The organism is Pseudarthrobacter sulfonivorans (assembly GCF_024391045.1).
GTDB classification, from domain to species: Bacteria; Actinomycetota; Actinomycetes; order Actinomycetales; family Micrococcaceae; genus Arthrobacter; species Arthrobacter sulfonivorans_B.
Window position 1 is genome coordinate 1 of record NZ_JANFCZ010000013.1, and the last position, 25,566, is coordinate 25,566.

The 25,566-nt window shown below is 65.0% G+C and carries 21 protein-coding genes; 1 reads left to right on the top strand and 20 read right to left on the bottom strand.

Annotated features, from left to right (window positions below; genetic code table 11):
- Nucleotides 1-236: 236 nt before the first annotated feature.
- Nucleotides 237-929 (bottom strand): TrmH family RNA methyltransferase, encoded by a 693-nt coding sequence (locus tag NQJ30_RS10260; protein WP_374113243.1) that lies wholly within the window; start codon nucleotides 927-929, stop codon nucleotides 237-239.
- Between the two features lie 52 nt (nucleotides 930-981).
- On the opposite strand from NQJ30_RS10260, the gene NQJ30_RS10265 reads away from it, so the two are divergent.
- Nucleotides 982-1,812: an HAD-IIA family hydrolase gene (locus NQJ30_RS10265; RefSeq protein ID WP_255769821.1), complete on the top strand. Its 831-nt coding sequence runs from the start codon at nucleotides 982-984 to the stop codon at nucleotides 1,810-1,812.
- Here the strand turns inward: NQJ30_RS10265 and NQJ30_RS10270 are convergent.
- The 19 genes from NQJ30_RS10270 to NQJ30_RS10360 all read right to left on the bottom strand — a co-directional run bounded on the left by NQJ30_RS10270 (nucleotide 1,809) and on the right by NQJ30_RS10360 (nucleotide 25,526).
- On the bottom strand, nucleotides 1,809-2,858 hold the full coding sequence (locus NQJ30_RS10270) for an alpha/beta fold hydrolase (protein ID WP_255769822.1): 1,050 nt from the start codon (nucleotides 2,856-2,858) through the stop codon (nucleotides 1,809-1,811). The two genes, NQJ30_RS10265 and NQJ30_RS10270, sit on opposite strands and share 4 nt — an antisense overlap.
- An 82-nt stretch (nucleotides 2,859-2,940) precedes the next feature.
- Nucleotides 2,941-3,579, bottom strand: coding sequence for a hypothetical protein (locus tag NQJ30_RS10275; RefSeq protein WP_255769823.1), 639 nt, complete (start codon nucleotides 3,577-3,579; stop codon nucleotides 2,941-2,943).
- A gap of 94 nt (nucleotides 3,580-3,673) precedes the next feature.
- Entirely contained in the window at nucleotides 3,674-4,432 is a 759-nt protein-coding gene (locus tag NQJ30_RS10280) for a GAF and ANTAR domain-containing protein (RefSeq protein WP_255769824.1), read from the bottom strand.
- A gap of 105 nt (nucleotides 4,433-4,537) precedes the next feature.
- Nucleotides 4,538-5,110 (bottom strand): orotate phosphoribosyltransferase, encoded by a 573-nt coding sequence (gene pyrE / locus NQJ30_RS10285; protein WP_255769825.1) that lies wholly within the window; start codon nucleotides 5,108-5,110, stop codon nucleotides 4,538-4,540.
- Nucleotides 5,111-5,120: 10 nt separating this feature from the next.
- Nucleotides 5,121-6,398 (bottom strand): FAD-dependent oxidoreductase, encoded by a 1,278-nt coding sequence (locus NQJ30_RS10290; protein WP_255769826.1) that lies wholly within the window; start codon nucleotides 6,396-6,398, stop codon nucleotides 5,121-5,123.
- A 131-nt stretch (nucleotides 6,399-6,529) separates the two neighbouring features.
- Nucleotides 6,530-8,890, bottom strand: a complete 2,361-nt coding sequence (locus NQJ30_RS10295; protein WP_255769827.1) for a gluconokinase, GntK/IdnK-type — start codon at nucleotides 8,888-8,890, stop codon at nucleotides 6,530-6,532.
- Nucleotides 8,880-10,109, bottom strand: coding sequence for a D-mannonate dehydratase ManD (gene manD / locus NQJ30_RS10300; protein WP_255769828.1), 1,230 nt, complete (start codon nucleotides 10,107-10,109; stop codon nucleotides 8,880-8,882). Before manD ends, NQJ30_RS10295 begins: the two co-directional genes overlap by 11 nt.
- A gap of 45 nt (nucleotides 10,110-10,154) precedes the next feature.
- Entirely contained in the window at nucleotides 10,155-11,573 is a 1,419-nt protein-coding gene (gene uidB, locus NQJ30_RS10305; protein WP_255769829.1) for a glucuronide transporter, read from the bottom strand.
- Between the two features lie 322 nt (nucleotides 11,574-11,895).
- Nucleotides 11,896-13,338, bottom strand: coding sequence for a mannitol dehydrogenase family protein (locus NQJ30_RS10310; protein ID WP_255769830.1), 1,443 nt, complete (start codon nucleotides 13,336-13,338; stop codon nucleotides 11,896-11,898).
- Entirely contained in the window at nucleotides 13,335-14,741 is a 1,407-nt protein-coding gene (gene uxaC / locus NQJ30_RS10315; RefSeq protein WP_255769831.1) for a glucuronate isomerase, read from the bottom strand. Before uxaC ends, NQJ30_RS10310 begins: the two co-directional genes overlap by 4 nt.
- An 86-nt stretch (nucleotides 14,742-14,827) precedes the next feature.
- On the bottom strand, nucleotides 14,828-15,886 hold the full coding sequence (locus tag NQJ30_RS10320) for a LacI family DNA-binding transcriptional regulator (RefSeq protein ID WP_255769832.1): 1,059 nt from the start codon (nucleotides 15,884-15,886) through the stop codon (nucleotides 14,828-14,830).
- 106 nt (nucleotides 15,887-15,992) lie between these two features.
- Nucleotides 15,993-17,159: a Gfo/Idh/MocA family protein gene (locus tag NQJ30_RS10325; RefSeq protein ID WP_255769833.1), complete on the bottom strand. Its 1,167-nt coding sequence runs from the start codon at nucleotides 17,157-17,159 to the stop codon at nucleotides 15,993-15,995.
- Nucleotides 17,160-17,202: 43 nt separating this feature from the next.
- Nucleotides 17,203-18,072: a sugar phosphate isomerase/epimerase family protein gene (locus NQJ30_RS10330; RefSeq protein WP_255769834.1), complete on the bottom strand. Its 870-nt coding sequence runs from the start codon at nucleotides 18,070-18,072 to the stop codon at nucleotides 17,203-17,205.
- A gap of 48 nt (nucleotides 18,073-18,120) precedes the next feature.
- Nucleotides 18,121-19,032 carry an ATP-binding cassette domain-containing protein gene (locus NQJ30_RS10335; RefSeq protein ID WP_308215188.1) on the bottom strand — a complete coding sequence of 304 codons (912 nt, stop codon included), beginning with the start codon at nucleotides 19,030-19,032 and terminating at the stop codon, nucleotides 18,121-18,123.
- The gene (locus NQJ30_RS10340) at nucleotides 19,029-20,876 is read right to left on the bottom strand and encodes a dipeptide/oligopeptide/nickel ABC transporter permease/ATP-binding protein (protein WP_255769835.1); all 1,848 of its coding nucleotides are present in this window, start codon (nucleotides 20,874-20,876) and stop codon (nucleotides 19,029-19,031) included. The genes NQJ30_RS10335 and NQJ30_RS10340 overlap by 4 nt, the downstream gene beginning before the upstream one ends.
- Nucleotides 20,873-21,814 (bottom strand): ABC transporter permease, encoded by a 942-nt coding sequence (locus tag NQJ30_RS10345; RefSeq protein WP_255769836.1) that lies wholly within the window; start codon nucleotides 21,812-21,814, stop codon nucleotides 20,873-20,875. The genes NQJ30_RS10340 and NQJ30_RS10345 overlap by 4 nt, the downstream gene beginning before the upstream one ends.
- Nucleotides 21,815-21,910: 96 nt before the next feature.
- Entirely contained in the window at nucleotides 21,911-23,440 is a 1,530-nt protein-coding gene (locus NQJ30_RS10350) for an ABC transporter substrate-binding protein (protein WP_255769837.1), read from the bottom strand.
- Nucleotides 23,441-23,655: 215 nt separating this feature from the next.
- Nucleotides 23,656-24,669: a Gfo/Idh/MocA family protein gene (locus NQJ30_RS10355; protein WP_255769838.1), complete on the bottom strand. Its 1,014-nt coding sequence runs from the start codon at nucleotides 24,667-24,669 to the stop codon at nucleotides 23,656-23,658.
- A complete protein-coding gene (locus tag NQJ30_RS10360) occupies nucleotides 24,666-25,526 on the bottom strand; it encodes a sugar phosphate isomerase/epimerase family protein (RefSeq protein WP_255769839.1) in 861 nt (286 codons plus the stop codon). The genes NQJ30_RS10355 and NQJ30_RS10360 overlap by 4 nt, the downstream gene beginning before the upstream one ends.
- Between the last annotated feature and the right edge of the window lie 40 nt (nucleotides 25,527-25,566).

Below are 25,566 nucleotides of genomic sequence, written 5' to 3' on the forward strand. Positions count from 1 at the left end.
ACTCCTATGCTGAGTTTTCGTCTGTGGGCGTGACCCTGGAGTAGACCTCTTACGGCTAGCCACCATCCTAGCCATTCCGGGACAGATAGTGTTCCGGGTTACGCCCGCCCGCGAGATGGCACCTCGTGGCAGTGTCTGGCGCTGCGACTGCCGTGAAGTGTGGGCATGCTAAAGCCTGGCCTGCGGGCCAAGTGGATGCGCCAGTCATCCTCAAGCCATCTCGCGGGGGGGTGGGGTTAGGACACCGGCTGGTTGAACACGTGCCGGCGGATCCACGCGTGCATGGCGATGGCCGCGGCCGAGGCGGCGTTGATGGACCGGGTGGAACCGAACTGTTCGATGGACAGGGTGTCCCGCGCAGCCTCGTGGACCTCCGCGGAAAGACCCGGGCCTTCCTGGCCGAATACGAGCACGCAGTCCCTGGGCAACTCGTAGGTCTCCAGCGGCACGGAATCCGGGAAGATGTCGATGCCGATAATGGCGAGCCCCTCCCCCTGCGCCCAGGCCACAAAGTCTTCCACGGTGGGGTGGTGGCGGACGTGCTGGTAGCGGTCGGTGACCATGGCCCCGCGGCGGTTCCACCGGCGTCGTCCGATGATGTGGACTTCCTTGGCCAGGAACGCGTTGGCGGTGCGCACCACCGTGCCGATGTTCATGTCGTGCTGCCAGTTTTCGATGGCGATGTGGAAGTTGTGCCGTTTGGAGTCAAGATCGGCCACAATCGCGTCGTGCTTCCAGTACCTGTACTGGTCCACCACGTTGCGCCGGTCCCCGTCGGCCAGCAACTCATGGTCCCAGTGGTCGCCTTCGGGCAGTTCGCCCTCCCAGGGTCCGACGCCCACCTCCGCCTTGGGCTCCAACGGCTCCTCCGGTTGCTGGGGTGTAGAGGACGGTTGGGGTTCGGCTGGGTTCCCGGGCGTTTGAATCACCCCTCAACACTAGACTGGTGCACTGGAGCATTCATCACTGGTGGAGGTAATCGTGCAAGAAGCAGACCAGGTAGTGGGAAACCCGGCGGTTTACCGCAGCGGCCAGGAGATTGAGTGCTGGCTGACGGATATGGACGGCGTGCTGGTCCACGAAAACCAGGCCGTCCCGGGCGCGGCGGAACTGATCCAGCGCTGGGTGGACACGTCCAGGCGATTCCTGGTGCTGACCAACAACTCCATCTTCACCCCCCGCGACCTGGCGGCCCGGCTCCGTGCCTCCGGGCTGGAGATTCCGGAGGAAAACATCTGGACGTCCGCGCTGGCCACGGCGCAGTTCCTCAAGGACCAGGTGCGTGGTTCCGGGTCCGGGAACCGTGCGTACACCATCGGGGAGGCAGGGCTCACCACGGCGCTGCATGAGGCGGGCTTCATCCTCACCGACCAGGATCCGGACTTTGTGGTGCTCGGCGAAACCCGCACGTATTCCTTCGAAGCGATCACTATGGCCATCCGCCTGATCCTGGCGGGGGCCCGCTTCATCGCCACCAACCCGGACGCAACCGGTCCGTCCAAGGACGGGCCGATGCCGGCCACGGGCGCCATCGCCGCACTGATCACCAAGGCCACCGGCCGGGAACCGTACATTGTGGGCAAGCCGAATCCGATGATGTTCCGTTCCGCGATGAACCAGATCGATGCCCACTCCGAAACCACCGCGATGATCGGGGACCGGATGGACACTGACATCATTGCCGGGATGGAGGCCGGGCTGCACACGGTCCTGGTGCTGTCCGGCATTACTCAGCGCGGTGATATTGCCGCCTACCCGTTCCGGCCCAACCAGGTGCTGAATTCCGTGGCTGACCTGAAGAACCAGATTTAGAAGACGCTCACCCTCGATCCTCCCCGGGGCAGCGGGAAGAATTCGTCCATGAGCTTGTCCACGATGGGCCGGTAGACGAGGGGGCTCCAGCCCGGGCTCGCGTGTGCCGGCAGAGCCCCGTCGGTCTGCAGGTCCGTGGACACCATGTGCCCCGGAAAGGCTGCGGCCCAGGCGTTCCGGGCCGACTCGTACAGCACCGTCCGGTCTTTGGGGTTCCCGATGTAGGCCATGCGTGTGCCGCCGAGCTTGTCCGCGTACGCGTTCCCGTCAAAGTGGTAGATGTACGCCGACTCGGACTGGATCAGGACACTGGACGGGGCGATGGGTGAGAGCTGTTCCATGGTCTGGTCGAAGATCTGCCGCCAGGTCCGTTCGTCCTTGTGGATGACCCGCTCCCCCAGCTCGTAGCTGCCTCGGAGCACCGAGGGGAAGCGGAATCCGCGCTCGTAAAGGAACACCACGCCGTCGAACCAGCTCTCGTCCAGCACGTCGCTCCGGCTGAACGGGCTGGAATCCAGGAGGATGAACGCCACCTCCACGCCGTGGACTTCCTTGAGCTGCGCGGCCACCTGGGCGGCCACCATGCCGCCGAAGCTGTGGCCGTAGAAGTAGAGTTTGGTGAGGTTGTTCGCGCGGACGTGGTCGACGACGGTGCTGACCACCTGGTCGATGTCCAGCCCCAGGTTGGAATATCCGACGGCGGCGAGCCGGCCGCGCTTGTTCAGCGAACCGCGAAGGGCGTTCAGGATCCACTGCGCTTCCTCCCAGCTAGTCTTGAAACCGGGAAAGAGGAACCAGCTGGCATTCGGATAGTAGGCGTCGGCAAAGTCATCCGGGACCTGGAGGATCCTGTTGACCCGCCGCTCCGCCTGGACCCGGCGGGTGAAGAGCATGTCCGCTGCGAGGACAGCTGATGCGCCCGTTCCGGCCAGGAACCCGCGGCGCGAAAACCGCTTGAGGGCAGCGGCATTGGCCAGCAGCCGGGCTTGCCGGGATCCCGGCCGCCCTGACGGCTCCTGCGGTTCTGGTCCCTCCCTGTACGGCACATCTCTACCGTAGCCACAGGCGAACCCGCACCCGCAACCCGGGTTTACCTTGGCCCGGCCGCCGGCAGGGGGCGAGGGGGCATCAGCTTGCGGCTTGCCGCTCCGCCGGGTTCACGAGCTCACTGACCGGGGTCCGGCGCAGAATTTCCTCGCCGATGTCGTTATACCGGCCAAGCAGGTCCGCGCCGCCCACGGCCTGGGGGTCGTCAAGCAGGGAGAAGACTTCGTCGCTGGCGGCGAAGAGTTCGTCGTCGGAGTAGTCCTCGAGCGGGAGGAAAACCTGCGACGCCGGCGCCGGTTCCTTGGCCTCGTGGCTGTCCGCCTCAAAGGCAGCGCCAAATTCGGCCTCCAGCACATCAGCAGGTTCCCGCAGCGGGACTACGGTGTCGTCGTCGATACGGTCCGCGTGGTCTGCCCCGGTAAGTGTCAGGGAAACCCCACCGCCGGAAATGCCGGGAGCGCCTTCCATCGAGTTCAGGTCCTTGCGCAGACCGGCCAGCGCCGTTGATTCCACTCTGGCGGCCTGGGAAAGATTTACGCTGACGTGGGACTGGATGCCAAGGTTGCGGAGCTTTTGGATCATGTGCACGAGGGCTGGCCGTGATGCCTGGTCCACGCTTCCGAGGACGTCAATCCTGACGGTGTCTGAGTGATCGTCACGGCTGGTGGCGGCGTTCAGGCCAGCAGCACCATTAACGGTGCCATTAAAAGGGTTCTCCATAGGTACTCCAAATAAAGGGGTGTCTATGGCCGACGGCTCAACCTCCGTAAGCGTAGCCCTCGGATGAACCCGGCACAAGCGCGGGCGGCTGGCGTCAGCCCGCGCGCGCTTCGCCGGGCTGCTGGTAGTGGGTGCGGGTGCCGGTTCCGCCCACGGAGTCCACGAGGGCCTTGGCGATATCGCGCAGCTTGGTGTTGCTGTTGCTGGAGGCGTCCGTCAGGATCTGCACGGCGACGTCCTGGCTGCACCTGTTCTGTGCCATCACCACGCCGATCGCGATGTCGATGATGGTGCGGGACTCCAGCGTGGCACGGAGGTTGGTGGCGGCGTCGCTGTGGAGCGCAAACCTGACAGCCAGCCGCAGGGCCTGGGAGATCTCCCTGGTGAATCCCCGGGCCTTGGCGGCGGCACGTTCGTCGAACTTGTGCGGCACATCCGAGTACAGGTTCAAGGCGGCCCGCGCGTCGCCCTGGAGGTTGAAGGGCAGCGAAAGGACTGAGCGGAGCCCGTGGGACGCCACAGCATCGGCGTAGGCCGGCCCCCAGCGGTCCTCCTCGAACAGGTCCGGCACGTTGACTTCGCGTTGCTCTTCGGCCGCCGTCAGGCAGGGACCCTGCGCCAGCGAGTACTGGATTTCGTCCACGTCGCGGGCGTCGTCGCTGCTCCAGCCGATGGTGGCCGCCTTGCGGTCGCGGAGGAGGGTGATTCCGCACAGTGCGTCATCGCCGTCACCTGCCATTTGGTGTGCCGAAAACCTGGCCAGCTCATTGAGGAATTCCTCGAAATCCGCACTCTCCAGGATGAGGTTCTGTACCTGTTCGGTGGTGTTCAAGGGTGATTCGTGTGCAAGCATGGTGCGCATTCTCCAGTTGGTGCGAAAAGGCCTGAGTGAATTATACCGGCCCCGCTGGCGGCTGCGCCCTGACTTCCCGGCCTCCGGACCGCCAGGAATGTACCGTTAGGAAAGTCCCAGCTCATCCTTGCCGAAGGCAAACAGGTACGGAACCCCGGTCTCGGCTTCGATCTTTTCCTTGGCCCCGGTGTCCCGGTCGACGATGACAGCCACGGCCACCACGTTGCCGCCGGCTTTACGGACACCTTCGACGGCGGTCAGCGCGGACCCGCCGGTGGTGGACGTATCCTCGAGCACCAGGACTTTGCGTCCCTCAACGGACGGTCCTTCAACCTGGCGGCCCATGCCATAGGACTTCTGTGCCTTGCGGACCACAAAAGCGTCCACCGGACGGCCGGCATCAACGGCGGCGTGCATCAGCGCGGTTCCCACGGGGTCAGCACCCATGGTCAGGCCACCCGCGCACTCAAAGTCAATCCCGGCGTCGTCCGCCAATGCCAACATGACCTGACCCACCAATTTGGCTGCTTCGTGGTGCAGCGTGATGCGGCGCAAGTCGATGTAGTAGTCGGCCTCGGCGCCGCTGGACAGCGTGACCTTGCCGCGGACCACGGCTAGTTCCTGGATCAGTTCAAGGAGGCGGGCACGTGCGGCAGCGGCATCAGGAAGGGAAGTCATGGTCCCCAGTTTAGTGGTTTCCGCCTTTGTGACGACGCACCCCTGCCCTTGCCTCCGACGGGACGCGGCGTGCGAAGTCGGGGGCGTGTTCGGGACGGGGCCCGAAGGCGATCATCCGGGGCAGCAGCCGCCGTGCCGGTGGAATGTGCCGGACCACAAAGAGCAGCAACGGGGGGACTCCGGCTCTGGTCCCGGCGAACAACGGTATGAAAACCGTCTGATGCATGATGCGTTGGATGCTTTGCACCACAACGGTGGGCATCGTGCGCCGCCGCTGCACCGCGGCGAGATCCTTCATCCGTACGCGCCCCTGCAGGAGCGCCGGAGCCAGCCGGGCCGCTGCCGCGACGGCGTCCTGGATGGCCAGGTTGATGCCCACGCCTCCGGCCGGGGACATGGCATGGGCGGCGTCCCCAATACACAGCAGCCCGTCAATGTACCACCGCTTCAGCCGGTCCAGCCGCACGTCCAGCCAGTGCAGATCGTCCACCGAACGGATCGAGTCCACCCGGTCGGCCAGGTCCGGCCGCAGCCCCGCAATGCGTTCCCTGAACCGTTCCACCCCCTCGGCGCGGATCTGTGTGTCCATCCCCTTCGGACCCAGATACGCCATCTGGTAGTAGTCGTCACGGAACAGGGAAATCAATGCTTCGCGGTCCCGGAACGCGGGGACGATTCCCGCCACCGCGCCCTTTTCCGAAGCATGCCGCGGCAGCCTGAACCACCACGCGTCGAAGGGCACGGGGTACTCCTTCGGTTGCAGTCCCGCGCCGCGGCGGAGCACGGAATGGCGCCCGTCGGTGCCCACCACAAGCTCCGCGTGGAGGGCGCCTTCGATGCCGTCGCTCGTCCGGTAGCGGACGCCGGCGACGCGGCCGCCGTCGAACATTAAGGACGTGGCTTCGTGTTCCAGGAGGAGGGTGAAGGTCGGTTCACGCTCGGCCTCCGTGGCCAGGAAGTTCAGGAAGTCCCACTGCGGCATCATGGCGATGTAGTTGTACGGCGGCTTCAAGGACGCAAAATCGCCCACCGTGACCAGCCCGGCGCCCGGGACAGGCAAGGCGACGCTGCTCAGCCGGCTCTGCGGCAGTTTGCGGAATCCGTCGCCGAGTCCCAGCTCGTCAATCAGCCGGACCGTGGACGCATGGACGGTGTCGCCGCGGAAATCCCGCAGGAAGTCGGCATGTTTTTCCAGGACAGTGACATGCACACCAGCCCGGGCAAGGAGCAGTCCCAGCATCATGCCCGCCGGGCCTCCGCCCACAACAGCGCACCCCGTTCGCTCCATGCCCTTACGGTACGCCGGAGCCGTTGACCCGCATATAGTCCGGGCAAGGAAATGGCCCGGGGACACCCTCAATCAGGGGTCCCCGGGCCATTTGCGTCCCCAGGCCGGCTGCGCCCCGTGGGCGCCTGTGGCTACAGCCGGGTGTCGAAGGAGTCGCAGAAGACGTTCTCGTTGAACGTCCCCTGGAACTCGGACTTGCCCATGATCTTTTCGATGGTGGCGCGGATGGCCTCCACCGAATCGGCGTGGGTGTGGATGGCGGTCTTGACCATCGGCACGTCGATGAGGTGGTTGGGCTGGTTCAGTGAAACCAGCACCGTGGGAACCTCAGTGACGTACCACGGGATTTCCGCCGCCATGGGGGTGGACCACTTGATGCGGATGGCCGCTTCTTGGGCGAATCCCTTGACGTTGGCGAAGACGAACGCGGCATCGTACTTGTCCGCATAGTCCCCAGTGGCTTCCTCGGAGATGACGGACATGAAGTTGATGCCGGTCTCCCCCGCCGCTTCACGCTGCGCGGCGGTCTTGAACAGGTGCACCTCGAAGCCGGCTGTTTCCAGCTCCTCCTTGACCTTGTCCAGGTAGGCCAGCGGGTCCATCCGGGTGAAGTCCGACTCCCCCGAGATGCCGTACAGGCGGATCCGCTTGTGCGTTTCCGGCGCGATGGGCAGGTTGTTCGCGGTGTCCTTGACCAGGGTGACGGTCTTGTCCGCCACCTCGGCGGCAACGGCCCGGTGCTCGGCGCTGCCGATTTTGGCCAGTGCCTCAGCCGGCGGAACCAGTTCGCCGCGGTCCTTGCTGTGCAGGCCTAGGGAGGCCTTCAGCGCGAGGATGCGGCGCAGGGCGTCGTGCAGGCGCTGCTCGGTGATGATGCCGGACTTGTAACCGTCCAGCATGTACTGGAAATCCTCCGCGGGGTTGCGGAAGAACAGGAACATGTCACAGCCCGCTGCGATGGTGGCCGGGACCAGGTCCTTGCGCTTCATGGCCTGGGTGAGCCCGATCATCTGCGAGGCGTCCGTGAGGATCAGCCCGTTGAAGCCCAGCTCGCCGCGGAGCAGATCCTGCAGCAGTTCGGGCGCCAGGGTTGCCGGCTTGATGTCCTTGTCCGCCAGGCCCGGGCGGAAGTGCCGGGACAGTTCGGGCGCACCGATGTGACCGATCATGATCGACTGCACGCCGTGCCCGATCATTTCGCGGTACACGTGTCCGTAGGTCTTGTTCCACTCGTCGTAGCCGAAGGTGTTGTAGGACGTGACCACGTGCTGGTCGCGTTCGTCCACGCCGTCGCCCGGGAAGTGCTTCATGGCGCAGGCGGTCGGGGACTCGCTGATGCCGTCGAAGTACTCCTTTGCCCGCTCCACCACGATCTCCGGGGTGTTGCCGAAGGACCGCGTGGAAATGACCGTGTTCCGCCAGTTGTAGTGGATGTCCACGATCGGCGCGAAGGCCCAGTTGCAACCCAGCGCGGCGGTTTCCACACCGGCCACCTGGCCCATTCTGCGGGCGATGGACTTGTCCGGGTGCGATCCTGCCTGCAGGTGCGTGGACACAAACGTGCCGTCGTCGCAGCTGCCGGCGCCGCCCATTTCGGGGTTGGACGCCACCAGCAGCGGCACCTTGGACTTGGACTGCGCGTAGCGGATGTGCTCCTGCACGGCACCCGAGGGGCCGGGCCGGTAGCGCATGCCGCCCACGTGGTAGTTCTCCAGGACACCGTCGAGGTACTCCGGGGAGTAGTCGTTGTTGTGGTTGATGAAGAGCTGGCCGATCTTCTCTTCAAGGCTCATCGACTCGAGGGTGGAGTTCACCCACTCCACCGCGGCGTCGTCCAGGTTGTACGGCGCAGCCTGGAGGTCGACGTCGAACTGGCGGCCCTGGGTGCCCGCGGCACCGGTTGCTTCAGGGCGTCCGGCAGTGGAGCTTCCGCCTGCGGCGGGCGCGGCGGCGGCGATCCCCGCCAGCGCGTCGGTCACCACGGTGTCCACGGGTCCGGCGATGTCCACCACGATGCCGGCTTCATCCGATTCCAGCGCTTCGAGGGTGGCCAGCTGCGATTCAAGCAATGCAGGCGGCATGAAGTGGCCGGAACGGCCTTCAGTGCGGGCCTTCAGTACTTCTTTGCTGCCGTGCAGGTGCAGGAAAATGGTGTCCGGCGCCTTGGCGCGGATGGCGTCCCGGTAGCTGCGACGCAGGGCCGAGCACGCCAGCACCAGGCCGGAGTCCCCGGCCTCTGCCAGCTTGGATCCCACCGTGGCGAGCCACGGCCAGCGGTCCTCATCCGTCAAGGGGGTGCCGGCGGCCATCTTGGCGACGTTCTCCACCGGGTGGAGGGAATCGCCATCGAGGAACGGGACATCGAGTTCCCGGGCCACCAGGTCACCGATGGTGGTTTTCCCCGAGCCCGAAACGCCCATGACGATGACGCGCGGTCCCCGCTTTGCAGCGTCTGACTGGTTGGTGATCACCAGCCGTGCCTCACCAGTCATGGACGGTGCCGTCGACGAGGCGGTTATACGGCAGGTAGGCCTGCTGGTACGGGTAGGCCGCTGCGGCTTCCTCGTTGAATTCGACGCCGATGCCGGGCTTGTCGCCCGGGTGCAGGTAGCCGTCCACAAACGTCATGGACTGCTCGAAGACCTCGTTGGTCTTGTCCGAGTGCTGCATGTATTCCTGGATGCCGTAGTTGTGGATGGCCAGGCCCACGTGCAGCTGGGCGGCGAAGCCCACCGGGGAGATGTCGGTGGGGCCGTGGAAGCCGGACTTGATCTGGTACTGGGCGGCGAAGTCCATGACCTTCTTCAGCGGGGAGATGCCGCCGAAGTGGGTGGAGGCTGCGCGGACGTAGTCGATCAGCTGTTCCTTGATGATGGTCTGGTAGTCGTACACGGTGTTGAAGATTTCACCGATGGCCAGCGGGGTGGTGGTGTGCTGGCGGACCAGGCGGAGGGCTTCCTGGTTTTCGGCCGGGGTGCAGTCCTCGAGCCAGAAGAGGTCGTACGGTTCCAGGGCCTTGCCGAGCTTGGCGGCCTGGATAGGGGTCATGCGGTGGTGCCCGTCATGCAGCAGGGGCAGTTCCGGGCCGAACTCGTTGCGCACGGCTTCGAAGACGGTGGGCAGGTGGCGCAGGTAGGCGCGGGTGTCCCAGTCCTCTTCCACTGGGAACGCGCCGCGGCCGGCGGGCTCGTAGTCATAGCGTTCGCCGGAGGCCTGCGCCTGGGCGGCAACACCGTAGACGGCCTTGATGCCCGGGACGGCGGTCTGGATGCGGACGGACTTGTAGCCTAGTTCCAGGTGCTCGCGGACGGAATCGAACAGCGACTCGATGTCCGAGCCTGAAGCGTGGCCGTAGGCGCGCAGGCCGTTGCGTGAAGCACCGCCGAGGAGCTGGTAGACCGGCATGTTGGCCACCTTGCCCTTGATGTCCCACAGGGCCATGTCAACGGCGGCGATGGCTGCCATGGTCACCGGGCCGCGGCGCCAGTAGGAGCTGCGGTACAGGAACTGCCAGGTGTCCTCGATCTTGTGCGGGTCCTTGCCGATCAGCAGTTGGGCAACATGCTCCTTGAGGTAGGCGGCGACAGCCAGTTCGCGGCCATTGAGCGTGGCGTCACCGATGCCGGTGACTCCATCGTCCGTTGTGATGCGCAGGGTCACGAAGTTACGGGACGGGCTGGTCACGAACACCTCAGCGGCAATGATTTTCACGGCAGATCCTTTCGGGGACTTCAGGTCAGTTGGTCGTGTAGGGACTTATCGGCCAGCGGGCGTGCTGGCATGAGCGGGGGCGGCGGCATCAGCTGGCTGGCCGGCCTCAGCCGGGGTGCCGGCATACGCCGTTTTGGTGCGGCGGGCCTGGATCTCGGCGAGGATTTCCGCGTGCTTGGCATCAGTCAGCGTGTACTTGGTCATTACCAATACGGCAAGGATAGTCAATACGGCCGGGAGTGCACCTGCGGCAATCTGGATACCGAACACGGCGTCCGGGGTCTGCGTTACTCCGCCGGACTTGTAGCCGCCCAGGGCAAGTGCGTAGGCGGCAAGGGCGCCGCCCACGGCCTGGCCGGACTTCCGGGTGAAGGAGAACAGGGCGTAGGTGATGCCCTCGGTGCGGACACCGGTCTTCCATTCGCCGTACTCAACAGTGTCGGCTTCGAGGGCCCACACCACGATGCTCATGGCCAGGACACCGACAAGGCTGAGCACAAGGCCGCCGAAGCCGATCATGGCCTGGCTGGCCGGGGTGAAGAAGATGACCACGCCGCCGGCCACGGTGACCAGGGAGGAGTAGATGTAGATGGCCTTCTTGCCGATGCTGCGGACCAGCTTGGGCATAAACGCTGCCAGGACGAAGGTCAGGACCAGCTGGATAATGGACAGGACCGGGTACAGGTCGAGGCGTCCCAGGACATCGCGCAGGTAGTACAGCTGCACCGACGTCAGCGCCAGGTAGCCGGAGAGGAAGAAGAAGGAGCTGATGCATAGCATCAGGAGGGGCTTGTTGCCCTTAAGGGTTTCGATGCTCTGCTTGACCGAAACATTCGGCACTGCCCGGTGGACTCGCTCCTTGGCGGTCAGTGCCGTGAAGAAGTACAGGGCAGTTCCGATGACCACAAAGACGAGCGTGATGGTGGTGAAGGTGGACTGCAGGTCAGCACCAGGCTTGATGAGCGGGGCCACGAAGATGCCGAGGGCCGAACCCACCAGCAGGCCGCCCACCATGCGGGCCGAACCAAGTTTGGCGCGCTCCCCCGGGTCCTGCGTCATGGCACCGGCCAGGGAGCCGTACGGAATGTTCACGAGGCTGTAGGCCAGGCCCAGGGCCGCGTAGGTGACGTAGGCGTACAGCAGAGCGCCGGATTCGCCGATCTGCGGGACGGAGAACACCGCCATGCTCAACAGGAGCAGCGGAATGGAGCCGAACATGATGAACGGCCGGAACTTTCCGAAGCGCTTGCTGTAGGTCCGGTCCACGAGCCGGCCGGCAAAGACATCGGCGAAGGCGTCGAACAGGCGTACCACCAGCAGCAGGGTTCCGGCGGCCGCTGCGGAGATACCGGCAACATCCGTGTAGTAGACCAGCAGGAACATGGTTGCCGTGGTGAAAGCGAGGTTGTTTGCGGCGTCCCCGGCCCCGTAGCCGACGATGCTGAGCTTGTTTAGCTTTTTCATGATTGGGCTCCTTTACCCTTGCCGCCATGGGGGCCGGCGAATTATTGAAATGCTATGCAGCGGTGAATCTTGGGCCAGGCCTCAACCGGAAATCCACATTGGACGGGAGTGCCGCCACCTGTAACTCGTTGACTGTAATCCTAGTCACTTGGCAATCAAATGGCAAGCGGTTGCCATTAATTTCTGTTGAAATTTCATGAATCCGCCGCTCAGCAAAAACAGCACTGCCCGGTCCGTGTTTCCCGGACCGGGCAGTGCTGTTGCCAGACGGCGTTGTGAAACTGAACCGAGTCGCCCGCGGGCGGGCCGGCGGGAGCCCGGCTTAGGAGCTTGCCGCGAACGCACCGAGCAGGCCGGCAACCAGCTCCACCACGGCGTGGTCGGCCGCCAGGGCGGGATCAACCAGCCCCAGCAGGGCCCGCACACGCTCCGTGCCGTCCAGCTTGTTGGCCTCAGCCACCTCGGCCGCGAGCGGGTCATGGAACGTCTCAGCTGCGGCGCTGAAATCCATCCAGGCCGCAATCATCAAGGCGGCAGCGGCTCCGGACCGTCCCTGGCCGCGTTCGGCCAGCAGGACCGGAACTGCCCGCATGCGCAGCTTAGTGCTGCCATCCATGGCGATCTGGGCCAGGTGGTGGGCAATCCGTGCGTTGCTGAAGCGGGCCAGCAGGGCGTCACGGTAGGCCGGGATCTGCAGGTCGGCTCCTGCGGCGGCCGCCCCGGACAGGTTGGCCTCGGCCTCGTCCCAAAAGCTTTCCACGGCCTTTCGGCACTCCGGGTCCGCAAGCGCTTCGGCCACTGTGGTGTGGCCGCGGAGCTGGCCGGCGTACGCCAGCAGGGAATGGGCGCCGTTCAGGAGCCAGAGCTTGCGGTTCTCGAACGGTTCAATGTGGTCTACGAAGACCGCCCCGGCATCTTCCCAGCGCGGGCGGCCGGCGGGGAAGTCGCCGCTGAGCACCCAGTTGGTGAAAGGCTCTGCGACTACCGGAGAGTCGTCGTGGTACCCGCAGGCGGCTTCGACGACGGCGATGTCGGCTTCCGTGGTGCGCGGCGTGATGCGGTCCACGGATGTGCTGACAAAGCTGACGTTCGCCTCAACCCAGGCCGCGAGGTCCGCGTCCCAGGCAGCGGCGAGGCCGGTCACGGCGTTGTGAGCTACGGTGCCGTTGTTGGCGAGGTTGTCGCAACAGACCACCGCAATCGGACCGGCTCCGGCGGCCTTGCGGGCAGCGAGGGCGAGGACCAAACGGCCCAGCGGCGTCGACGGGTTTCCGCTGCCTGAACCCAGCAGCTCAAGGTCCGCGGCGACGTCGGCCGCCCCGGTATCCAGCTTGCCGTCGGCACCCAGGCGGTACGCGGCTTCGGTGACGGTCAGCGTAACCATGGCCGTTGCCGGCGCTGCCACGAGTTCCGCGAGCCGCTGCACGTCCGCACCGTCCACCGCTTCAACGATGCTTCCGACGACGGCGAATGAGTCGCCGCTGTCAGCGCGCTCCACCAGCGTGAACAGTCCGTCCTGCTCGGCAAGAGCCACGGCAGCGTCGGGGCGCCGGCCGGTGAAGGACGCGATGCCCCAGTCCGCGGCGTCGCCGGCCTGGCTGGTGTACCACGCCTGGTGCGAGCGGTGGAAGGCCCCGAGGCCAAGGTGGACGATCCGGACCGGCGGTTTGGGGGCTGCGTGCAGCGTGCGGTTCAGCTGGGGAAGGCTGGCCGCAGTGCCGGGGGCTTCGCTGGTCTGTTCGGCGCTGGTCTGTTCGGTGGTCACAGTTTGAAAACCCTTCGCGGGGACGAATCGACGATGTCCACAATGAGTTCGTGGGCGCGGTCTTCGCTGACACGGTGCTCGGCGACGAGGCGCGCCAGGAACGAGGCCTCGATCCGGCGGGACGCATCGTGGCGGGCAGGAATGGAGCAGAAGGCGCGGGTGTCGTCGATGAAACCTGAGGAGCGGGAGAACCCCGCGGTTTCGGTGACGGCGGAGCGGAAGCGGAGCATCGCGTCAGGGGCGTCAAGGAACCACCAGGGGGCGCCCAGGTAGACGGACGGGTAGAACCCGGCCAGCGGCGCCAGTTCGCGGGAGAACACAGTCTCGTCCAGGGTGAACAGCACCAGGTGGAAGTCCTTGGCTGTACCGAAGTCCTGCAGGAGGTCGCGGACACCGTCGGTGTAGTTTACGGCGAACGGAATGTCGTGGCCGGTGTCGGCGCCAAAGGCCTCGAACGTGGGCGTGTGGTGGTTCCGGAAGGAGCCCGGGTGGATGGTCATGACCAAGCCGTCCTCCACGGACATCCGGGCCATCTGGTACATCATGTGGGCTTCGAAGGTGTTGCGGTCCTCGGCCGTGGCTTTGCCGGCCCGGGCGAGTTCGAAGATCCGCTCGGCCTCCGCACGGTCCAGCTTCAGCGTCGCGGGGGTGGATACGCCGTGATCGGCGGAGACTGCGCCGTGTTCCACGAAGTAGCGGCGGCGGTTCTCGAGGGCCGTGATGTAGGCACCGTAGCCGGTGGCGCCGTCGCCCGCGGCGTCGATCAGGCGGTCCACGTTGGCGCTCCAGGCGGGGTGCGCGATGTTCAGGTACTGGTCCGGGCGGAACGTCGGCAGGACACGGCCGTCAAAGGTGGGGTCCTCGGCGATTGCCTTGTGGCTGGCGAGGTTGTCCAGGGGATCGTCCGTGGTGGCCAGGACCTCGATGTTGAAGTCCTTGAACAGCTGCCGCGGCCGGAATTCCGGCTCAACGAGCTTGGCCGCGATGGCGTTATAGCTGGCCTCGGCAGACATGTCGCCGAGGTCCGCGCCCAGTTTGAAGACGCTGTCGAACTGGGTGCGCAGCCAGTAGCCGGAAGCCGTGCCCTCGAAGAGCGGCCAGGCTTCCACGAACGTACGCCAGATGTCCCTCGATTCGGGTGTGGTGGCACCGCCCGCGCGCAGCTTGTCCAGGGGTACGCCGTTGGCGTGGATCAGGCGCGTGACGTAGTGGTCCGGGCTGACCAGCAGCGCCGCCGGGTCAGGAAAGGGCGTGTTGTTTTCGATGACAGCGGCGTCAACGTGGCCATGCGGGGAGATGATGGGGAGGTCCTGGACGCGCTGGAGCAGGTCGCGCGCGATGCTGCGCGTTCCTGGATCGGCGGGCAGGAGCCTGTCTGGGTTGGCAGCAATCGACTGTGACATAGGTCAATGGTCGGGCTTGCCCCCTGCTTTTGTCAACCGGTTGCCAAAAATTGCCAACGCGTGGTGTGCGCCCGTTCAGCGGCTGCTCAGGCGGACAGAATCCGGCCGCTGGAACCGCGGAGCACCAGTTCCGTCTCCACACTCAAAGTGCCGGCCGGCTCGCCGGTTCCGTGCAGGAGGTCCAGGAGGCGCGTGGCGGCACCCGCGCCGCACTCCCCCAGCGGCGAACGCACCGTGGTGAGCGGCGGCGTCGTAAAGTCCGCCCCGAAAATGTCGTCGAAGCCCACGATGCTGACCTGGTCCGGCACCGTGATGCCCGCGGCCTGCAGTTCCTGCATCAGCCCGATGGCCAGAAGGTCGTTGTAGGTCAGTACCGCAGTGGCACCGCTGGCGCGGACATCACGCGCCGTCTGCCGGCCGCCGTCGACCGTTGGTTTGCTGGACTCCAGCCGGACCGCCTCAAGCCGGGACCACTCGCAGGCGGCCTGCACACCTTCCCAGCGCCGCTCGGACATCCAGGACTGGGGCGGGCCGGCCACGTACGCGACCTTGTGGTGCCCGTTCCCGGCCAGGCTGCGGACGGCCTCGCTGAGTCCCTTGTGCACATCCGGTACCACGCAGGGCACTCCCTCGACTTCGCGGTTGATCACCACCACGGGTTTGTCCCGGGCCAGGGCGCGGATGTTGTCATCGTCCATGCGGGGGCTTGCCAGGATGAGGCCGTCCACGGTGGCCATCAGGCGGCGTGCGGCAGTCAGTTCGGTCGCCGGGGACTCGGCCGATTCGGCAAGGACCAGCGTATAGTCACGCTCGGTTGCGGTGGTCTCGGCGCCGCGGATGATGTCGAAGAAGGTGGGGTTGGTGATGTCCGCAACGATCAGGCCGAACGTGTTTGTCTTGCCCGTGGGAAGGGCGCGGGCGAAGGGGTTCACATGGTAGTTGAGCTCGGCCGCGGCGTCCTCGATCAGCTTCTGCGTTTTGGGACTGACTCGGCCGGGCTTGCTGAGCGCCCGCGAAACCGTGGAAGCGTTCACGCCGGCAACCCTCGCGATGTCGTAGATCGTCGCGTTGGATTTTCCGTCCCGGCCGTGCTTTTTGGCTGCAGGGGCAGGTGTGGCGGCATCCGGGGTCTGGGGTTCAGTCACCGCCCCATCCTAGCGATGAAACAGCCCAACCAGGTCGCAGTTGATGTCGTTTTGACGGCTCAAAACAGCATCAACTGCGACTCAGTCGGGCTGGCGGGGCGGGAGGTCAGGCGCGCTGCGGGAACTTGCCTTCCTCGGCGATGCGCTTGTTGAGCTCCGCCAGGAACTCGTTCTCATCGAAGTCCAGGCCAACTTCCTTGCCGGTCCAGGCGGACAGGTGGATGGCGTTGGCCAGGCACACGCCGTTGATGCCATCCGATCCCGGAGCGAGCAGCGGCGTGCCGTCCAGGATGTTGGCAGCGAAGTTCTCCAGCACACCGGAGTGCTGGGCACCCCACGCGGACTCAAACTCGATGACCTCGGTGGTGTAGTACTCCTCCGGGTTCAGCTCACCCATAAAGAGCTTACGGACATCGTCCATGCCCATACCATCGCTGAGTTCACGCTCGGGCTTCTTCAGGCGGGTCACGGTGGCGGTCTTGCTGCCTTCGACCACGATCTTGCCCTGGTCGCCCAGGATTTCGAAGCGGTCAGTGCCGGTGAGGTCGTGCGTGGCGGTGACGAAGACGCCGGTGGCACCGTCGCCGTAGTCAACCACTGCGGTCACTTCATCCTCGACGGCGATGTCCCGCCTGAAGCCGAAAGCCACCTTCGAGTAGACCGACTTGGGCACGCCGCAGATCCACTGCCAGAGGTCCAGCTGGTGCGGGGCCTGGTTGACCAGGACGCCGCCGCCCTCGCCGCCCCACGTTGCACGCCATTCGCTGGAGTTGTAGTAGCCCTGCGGCCGCCACCAGTTGGTGATGATCCAGTTGGTGCGGCGGATGGCACCGATCTCGCCGTTCTCGACGATTTCCTTGAGCTTCTGGTACAGCGGGTTGTTGCGCTGGTTGAACATGATCCCGAAGGTCAGTTCCGGCTTGGTGGCGGCGAATTCGTTCAGTTCCCTGACCTGTTTGGTGTACACACCGGCCGGCTTCTCCACCAGTGCGTGGATGTTGCGCTTGAGCGTCTCGATGCCCATCTCGGGGTGCAGGAAGTGCGGGACGCAGGTGACGACGGCGTCGACGTCGCCGCTTTCCAGCATGGCGATGTAGTCGTCGTAGAACGGCGCATTCGGGTACGTCGCAGCGGCCAGTTCCTTCTTGGCCGGATCGATGTCGCAGATGGCGCCGATCTCCATGTTCGGGACCAGGCCGTCTGTGATGAACTTGGCGTAGGCGCCGCCCTGCTGGCCGAGGCCGATGATGCCAAGGCGTACTTTCTTGCTCATGAAATGAATCTCCGTTTTCTCTGGTGCTTGGTCTGGGAACAGGTTAGAAGAGGTGGGACTGGCCCAGCGCGACGAGGTTGTCGTAGGAGGTCTGCAGCGCTTCCCAAACGGTGCGCCCGTAGAGTTCATCCTGCTCCACCAGCAGGTACTGTGCGCCGGCAGCCTGGGCGGCCGGGATGATGGACGCGAAGTCCAGGTTGCCTTCGCCCACTTCGGCGAACTGCACCACGTCCTTGAATTCCCGCATGAAGCCCATGATGTCGCCGTTGTCCAGCAGCTCAAAGGAAGACTCGGGCAGTTCGCCGATCCGGTAGTCCTTCAGGTGGACCATGGCGGTGCGGCCGGCGTATTTTTCCAGCGTGCGGACCGGGTCCAGGCCGCCGCGCTGGACCCAGTGCACATCGATTTCCATGCCCATGGCCGGGGAGTTCTCCGCAATGATGTCCAGCATGTACTTGCCGTCGAACTTCGCGAACTCAATGTGGTGGTTGTGGTAGTACAGGCTCAGGCCCTGCTCCTGCAGCCGCTCGGCATATTCGTTGGCCTGCTTGGCGAAATCGACCACGGCGCCGATCGACTTCATCGCCGGGAACGGCAGCATGCCGATCCGCAGCAGCTTCGAGTCCAGTTTCTTGGCGTCCTCCACGATCTTGTCGAAGTGCTCTGCCAGCGAATCGCCCGGGCGGCCCTTGGGAGTCTCCATGGCCACGGACAGTGCGGCGATGTCCATGCCCAGTTCGGTGCGGGAGCGGTCCAATTCGGCCACATTCTCCGGCGTCATCGGGATCTGGGAGATCTCGACGGCGTTGTAGCCGATGCTGCTGACCTTGCGGAGCGTTTCGAAGGCCCCGATCTCGGTGAAGCTGTCCCTCAGCATCATTGCCTGTACGCCAATTTTGGCTGTGTTGGCCATGTTTAGTCCTCCATCGTTGTCGCTGTTGAGTGTGGTTTAGGACGAGCCCTACGCGGGGACGCCCGCCTGTTCGGCCTGCTGCCGCTGTTCTTCGAGCAGCCGGTGGCGGTCGGCGCGGCGTTTCTCCTGGCGGTCCGGATCGGGCACCGGAGAAGCGAGAAGCAATCGCTGGGTATAAGGGTGCTCGGGGTTGCGCGTGACAACCTCTGCCGGCCCCTGCTCCACGATCTCTCCACGGTACATCACGGCCACACGGTGGCTGATGTGGCGGACCACGTCAAGGTCGTGCGAGACAAACAGGTAGGAAACGCCGGTGTCCTTCTGGATCTGCAGGAAGAGATCCAGGACCCGGGCCTGGGTGGAAAGGTCCAGTGCACTGACCGGCTCATCGCAGACAATGAGCTTGGGAGATAGTGCCAGGGCCCGGGCGATCGCCACGCGCTGGCGCTGGCCGCCGCTGAACTCGCGCGGGAGCCGGTGGATGGCGTCGGACGGCAGGCCAACCTGGTCCAGGAGTTCCTTCACGCGCTTCCTGGCCGCCGCGGACTCCATGCCCTGCACACCCAGGGGCTCGGCGAGGATATCGCCGATCTCCAGTGCCGGGTTAAGGGACGTGTAGGGATCCTGGAACACCACCTGCATGTCGCGGCTCAGGACCCGGCGCTGTTTCCGGGTGGCGTGGCTGATGTCCTGGCCTTCGAAAGTGATCCTGCCGCCGCCTACCGGTGCCAGGCCCAGGACCGCGCGGCCCAGGGTGGTCTTGCCGGAGCCGGACTCCCCCACCAGGCCCAGGGTCTCCCCCTGGCCGATGCTGATGTTGATGTCCGTTAGGGCGCGGAACTTCCTGGCCCGGAAGCCCTTGCCTGTGTAGTCCACCACGAGGTCTTCCACGCGCAGGAGACCGTTGCGTGCCGGGGCGGATTCCGCGGTGTTGGAGTTAAGAGCTGCAGTTTCGGTCACCGTGCGTTCTCCTTCGACTTTGCGGGCACCAGCATGGTCATGGGTTCCTTGCCTTCCAGCATGGAAGCCAGCAGGGTCTGGGTGTAGCTTTCCTTCGGATCGCGCAGGATGTCCCGCACGGGGCCTTCTTCGACCAGGCGTCCGTTCTGCATGACCACCACGCGGTCACAGAGGTCAGCCACCACACCGAAGTTGTGGGTCACCATGATGACGCCGACGCCGAGGCGGCGCTGGAGGTCCCGGATGAGGTCCAGCACGTCGGCCTGGACGGTCACGTCCAGGGCGGTGGTGGGCTCGTCCGCAATGATGAGGTCCGGTTCGCAGCTGATGGCCCCGGCGATGAGCACACGCTGGGCCATGCCGCCGGAAACCTCGTGCGGGTAGGCCTTGAAGGTCCGCTCGGGGTTGACGATGCCGACGTCGGAGAGCAGCTTCATGGCCCGATCGGTGGCTTCCGCCTTGGAAATTCCCAGGACGCGGACCAAGGGCGTGACCAGCTGGTAGCCGATGGTGAAGGCCGGGTCCAGGTTGGACATGGGTTCCTGCGGGATGTAGGAGATCCGTTTGCCGCGCAGCTTGGACAGCCTGTCCTGGTTCACTTTGTCTTCGCCCGGCGCCACCGTGTAGTTACCGTCGAACTGGATAGCACCGGCCACGATGCGGGCCGTATCGGGCAGCAGGCCCAGGATGGAGAACGCTGTCTGGGATTTGCCGGACCCAGACTCCCCCACGATGCCGAGGATTTCGCCGCGGTCCACATGGAACGAGACGTCGTCGACAACTTTCTTGATGGAACCGTCAGCCTGCGGATAGCCGACGCCGAGGTTGGTGACCTTGACCAGGTGGTGTTCGGTTCCGGCTTCGACGGCGGCAACGGTCTTGCGCGCTGCCTTGGCGGCGCTGGCCGCAGCTGCGTCCTCTGCCGTGTGGATCTTCTTCCGGCGGTGCTTGATTTTCTCCCCATCTTCCAGTGCGTCACGGATGGCGTTTCCCAGCAGGACCAGGGCGCCGATGGTCAATGCCATGGCGAACGCCGGCCAGAACAGCAGCGACGGGGTGAGGTAGACGTTCTTGAAGCCTTCAGACAGCATCACGCCCCACGTTGCCTTGGCGGGATCCCCCAGGCCCAGGAACTCCAGGCCGGACTGGATGGCGATGGCAACACCGGCGATCGCGGCGGTCTGGATGATGATGGGGGCGCGGACCACGGAGAAGATGTGGCGGGTGATGATGCGCAGGTCCGAGAGGCCGGAGACGCGGGCGGCATCCACATAGAGTTCGTTGCGAACCGACTGGACCGCTGAGCGGGTCAACCGGAAGTAGGACGGACTGATCAGGACACCGAAGGCGATCATGGCGATCCAAACCGAGGGGCCGAACGCCGCGCGGATGGTCAGCAGGACGATCAGGCCCGGGAGGCTCATCAGGATGCTGACGACCCAGTTGGAGACGGCCTCGAATTTGCCGGCGTAGTAGCCGGCGATCAAGCCTGCGGGCAGGCCGATGGCGATGGCCACCACCGCGCACAGCAGCGCGGAGGTCAGCGTAAGCTGCGCACCGAAGAGCAGGCGGCTCCACACATCGCGTCCCGAGCTGTCCGTACCCAGGATGTTGACAGCGTCCGGGGCAGCCAGGGTCTTGGCGATGTTGGCGAAGTTCTCATCGAACGGGGCGATAAGGGGCGCGAACGCTGCCAGCACTGCCATCGCCAGCAGAATCACCATGGCGACAATGCCCAGCGGGTTCTTGAAGAGGCGCCGCAGGACGGTGGACCGGACCACGGTACCGGTCTGGCCGGTTCCGGGTGCGGGAGTCAGCGCTGAGGTTTCGACGGACTCGGTCACGAGGCACGCACCTTCGGGTTAAGCCAGCCGTTGAGCAGGTCAACAATGAGGTTGACGACAATCACAACGACGACGGTGTACATAACGACGCCCATGACCACTGGCTGGTCGCTCTGGGCAGTGGCGGCGACGGCCAACGGGCCCATGCCGGGGAGCGCGAAGATGGATTCGATGATGACCACACCGCCGAGCATGCCGATCAGCTGCAGGCTGAGCACGGTCAGACCTGCCGGGGCTGAGCTGCGCAGGACGTGTTTGAAGAGGACTTCGCGTTCGCTGATGCCGCGGCTGCGCAGGGTCCGGACGTAGTCGCGCTCCAACTGCTTGATCACGGCGCTGCGGATCTGCTGCGCACCGCCGGTGACGCCGTTGATCAGCAGGGCGATGACCGGCAGTGTCAGGGAAAGGACCCAGGCATCTGCTCCGACTCCGGGGGCGATGGTGCTGGTGGCCGGGAAGAGTCCGAGCGAGATGGCCAGGAAGAAGACGAGGATGATGCCAATCACAAAGCCGGGGATGGAGTCGCCAATGATGGCGCCAATCTGGACCACGCGGTCCACCCAACCGCGCTTGACGGCGGCGGCCACTCCGATGAGGGTTGCGATGATGGCGATCAGCAGCATGGCGGCGAAGACCATGGTCATGGTGACGGGAATGCGGCTGGCGAGCGCGTTGGCCACGGGCTCGGAAGTGAACCAGGAACTGCCCAGGTCGCCGCGTGCAGCGCCGCTGAGCCAGCCGAAGTAGCGGACAAAGAACGGCTGGTCGAGCCCGAGTTCGGTGTTTTTGAGCGCCAGCTGCTCAGGGGTAGCGGTATCCCCCAGGATGTTCCGTGCGATGCTGCCGCTGGACACGTACAACAGGGAGTAAACAAGAAGCGACACAGCCAACAGGACAACAAGCCCGCTGCCGAGGCGTTTAAGGATGAAGGTGATCATTGCTGGCTCCGTTGGAGTGGCGGTGGAAGGGGCCGTCCGCTTCCGGGAGCCGGCTGTGGGGCCGGCTCCTGGAAGCGGAGGCTGATTCGCTCGGTGCTACTTGGCCGGAGCGTAGTTGTAGATGGATGGGACGGCCTGCTGGACCTGCGGGTCAACGGTGATCTTGGCGTTGGTGTAGTACATCTGGTTCACGCGGTACAGCGGGGCAAACCAGGCCTGCTCCACCACGTACTTGTTGACTTCCTGGGCCAGCTTGGCAGCGTCCTTACCGCCCTTTTCTACCGCATCGATCTTGGCCTGCAGCTCGGGGGTGGTGTTCTTGAACGGGTTGTAGAGCGCCTTGGTGGAGATGATCTGGTTGGTGGCAACCCACGGCTCGCCCTGGAAGAGGGAGAAGAAGATGCTGGTGTATTTTTGTGCCGCGATGTCGGAGGTGTAGGTAGCCAGGGTGATCGCGGCACCGACGTTCAGGGTGATGCCGATGTCGCTGAGCTGCTGCTTGACCACAGCAAGCTGGGTTTCGAAGCCGGGAACAGCCGGTACGTCAATCGTGACACCCGTTTCGTAGCCGGCTTCCTTCAAGAGCGCCTTGGCCTTTGCCGGATCGTAAGAGTAGTAGTTCTCGAGTGCGTCGGTGGTTGCGCCGCTGGCCGGGCCGAAGGGCTGGGACGTGGGGGTGCCTTGGCCGAGGAGGACCTGGTCCACGATGGTCTTGCGGTCAAAGGCGTAGTTGATGGCCTGGCGGACCTTGACGTTGGCCAGTGCGGGGTTCTTGGTGCCGTCACGGTCCAGGAGCAGCAAACCCTGCCAGTCAACCTGGCTGGCGACGAGCTTCATCTTGGCTCCATCCGCCTGCTTGCCGTTCTTCGGGTCCAGGATGGTGGCGTCAACCTGGCCGGACACCAGCGCGTTGGTGCGGGCGGTCACGTCGGTGAGGATTTTGAAAGTGACCTTCTCGAACTTCTGGATGTCCTTGTTCCAGTAGTCCTTGCGTGCAGTGAAGACGGCCTGCGAATCCTTGACCGTGGCAGCCTTGTCCATCACGTACGGTCCGCTGCCCACCGGCTCGGTCTTGATGCCTTCGCTGCCGAGTGCCTTGGGGCTGCCCATCAGGCCGGCTGCCTGGCTGAGGTAGTACTCCAGGGAGGGATCCGGTTGGGCGAGGTTGAGCTCGATGGTGTCGGCATCAACCACTGCGACGTCGGTCACCGCGGCCAGCTGGGCCATCTGCGGTCCGTTGGCCTTCTTGAAGTTGTCCAGGTTTGCCTTGGCGGCCTCGGCGTCGAATTTTGCTCCGTCGCTGAAGGTCACGTCGGTGCGGAGGTCCAGCGTGAGCTTGGTGTTGGTGTCGTTGTACTTCCAGTCGGTGGCCAGCATGGGGCTGAGCTTGCCGTCCGGTTCGCGCAGGAGAAGGGAGTCGTAGGCGGCTTGGTAAGGCTGCAGGGTGTGTCCCACGTGGGCCTGGGACGGATCCCAGGAACGGACATCCGAGAGGGCACCGATCGTCAGAGACGTCGTTTTGGCTGCCGGTGCGCCAGCACCGCCGGCACCGCCGCCGCAGGCTGTCAGCGCGAGACCTGCGCTGACGATGATGGCGGCTGCTGCCGCCTTGGGACCTAACTTCATTGTTGGCTCCTGAATCTATGGAACGAGGGAGTGGCTAACTCGGCCGGTGTGGCGTGTGCCACACCGGCCTTCGAGATTCAGAGTACGCATGATTGCCAACTTTGGCAACCGATTGTCAAAAATGTTGCAGAGTTAAGATTTCAGCAGGCATTGCTCAAAGTTTGTTTCGAGCCCCAATCGGTTGCTTTAGCGGTTGCGCAGGCCGCAAAACCGGCTCAGGAAACCCGCTCCACTGCGTCCGGGTAGCTCTGGCGGTAGATCTCCTTCACGATCCGCAGGGACTTCCCGGCCTCTGCAGGGTTGATCCAGAACGGGCCGGGCTCACCAAGGCGCGCGTAGAAGTCGCTGATGAGCAGTTCATGCGAGACGCCCCAGTAGGCACGCCCGCCGGACTCCACCACTCGCTCGGGCACCACCTCCACCCGGCCGTCCGCGTAACTGACGGTCAGGTCCCCGCGCAGGCTGAGGGTGGCGTTCTCCGTGACGATATCCAGGGTGACCGGCGCATTGACGGCGTTGGCCAGGGTGGCATAAAAGGCGCTTCGGACCCCGCCGGCATGTTCCGCCACAAATTCCGCCGTGTCCTCCACCTCGATGGTTTCACCGAGGAACCTGGTGGCCGCATTACCGGACAGCGACACAACATCACCTACCAGCCACTGCAGCAGGTCAACGGTGTGGATGGCCTGGTTCATCATGAGCCCGCCGCCACCGCCCGCCCAGGTGCCGCGCCAGGGCCGGCTGCGGTAATAGTCCGCATCACGGTGCCAGAACACGGTGGCCGAAGCCCCCAGCACGGCGCCCAGTTCACCCGAGGACAGCAACGCATGCATGGCCTGGGCGGTGGAGTTGTAGCGGTTCTGGAAGCAGACGGCGGTCTTCGCCGGGCTGGAGGCGGCTGCGGCCACCAGCCGGCGCCCCTCCTCAAGCGTGTGCGCCAGCGGCTTCTCCACGATCACGTTGACTCCCCGCTCCAGGCAGTCAGTGGCGATCGCTGCATGGGTGTTGTGCGGTGTGGTGATGTGGACAACGTCCGGTCCGATCGCCTCGATGAGGCTGGCGTGATCCGCGAATCCCGGAACGCCGAAGGCCGCCACTGCGGCGGCAAGGCGGCCCGGATCCGTGTCACAGACGGCGGCCAGCGCGGCGCCGTCGAGCTTGGCGATGGCCTCGAAGTGGACGGCCGAAACGTCTCCGCAGCCGATGACCGCGGCCTTGAGGCCGGTCATGAAAGTTCGATTCCGTTTTTGGCGGCGAGCGAGGCAAAGGCCCGCGCTGCGGTGCCGAAGGCGACCGGGCCGGAGAAGCCGCCCAGTTCGTGCTGGATGGCCAGGTGCGGCTCCAGCGACGCGAAGCCCGCGTAGCCATCTGCCTTCAGGGCCGCGATGGTGGCGTCCAGTTCGCCGTCACCCTGGCCGGAGGGCACCACCTCTCCGGTGGCCATGATGGCATCCTTGACCTGCAGGTACTCGAGGTACGGGCGGAGCATGGCGTAGCCGTCCGTGTAGGGCCGGACGCCCACCTGGACGAAGTTGGCGTTATCCCACGCGACGCGCAGTGCCGGGGAGTCAACCGATTCCATGATGTCCAGGACCCGCTGGGGCGTATCGCCGTAGATGTCCTTCTCGTTCTCGTGCAGGAGCACGACGCCGGCGCTTTCGGCTTCGTCGGCTAGTGCGCGCATGCGGGTGATGACGTCGTCGCGGATTTCCTCGGGCGTCTGGGCTTCACTGCGGTAGAAGGAGAAGATGCGGATGTACTTGGCATCCAGGCCCTTCGCCACGGAGATGATCTGGCGCAGGCGTTCCACCTCGTGCTCCACCGGGAGCCCGATGTCCACCTTGCCGATGGGGCTTGCCACGGCGGAGACCTTCAGGCCCTTGGCGTCCAGGATTTCCTTGAGTTCGGCAACCTGCTCGGGTGTCAGCTCAGAGACGTTCACTCCCCAGGCGCTGCGGACCTCGATGTAGCTGGCACCGAGGGCCAGCATTACGGCGGCCTGGACCGCGGGATCCGGATCCACTTCGTCGCCGAATCCCGAGAGTTGCCACACGGTGGGGGCGGGTGCGCTGGATGTTTCGGTCACAGGGATCTCCTTAGGGTTGCCCGCGGGCCGGGGGCCTAGG